1 pseudogene is annotated in these 403 nt (G+C 60.3%); it reads right to left on the reverse strand.

Going from position 1 to position 403, the window contains the following annotated elements:
• Positions 1-154, reverse strand: a pseudogene (locus tag P3L18_RS28400) (DUF222 domain-containing protein); the annotation flags it as partial.
• Positions 155-403 lie beyond the last annotated feature (249 nt).

Here is a 403-nt window from a genome sequence, read left to right on the forward strand (position 1 = left end):
CCGCTTCGAGGTGCGCGGTCAAGGTCGGGGTCATCTGCCCCGACAACCCACTCATTTTCTGCGCGTCTTGACGGCCGATGCGGATCTGGCGGCGGCGTTGCCGATCCGAATCGTCGGTCAGTTGGCCGTCGGGGTTGTTGTCGTGTGACACCACGATCACGAAAATCATGCTCGATCCCAACGGGGTACCACTCAGTGTTGGCGAGGCAGAACGATTCTTCACCCCCGGCCAACGCAAAGCCCTACTCGTGCGTGACCGCGGATGCATCAGACCACACCACAAAAAACGCCTCCCACACCCCTTGACACGTTATAGGAACGTCCCCGTGTGTCGAAGGGATTCCGGGCCACGGTGGCACGCGCACCTCGACCATCGGGATGGGATTATCACTATGGAGTTCTC

Origin of the sequence: Gordonia sp. N1V, from assembly GCF_029269935.1 — a bacterium.
Lineage (GTDB): Bacteria > Actinomycetota > Actinomycetes > Mycobacteriales > Mycobacteriaceae > Gordonia > Gordonia polyisoprenivorans.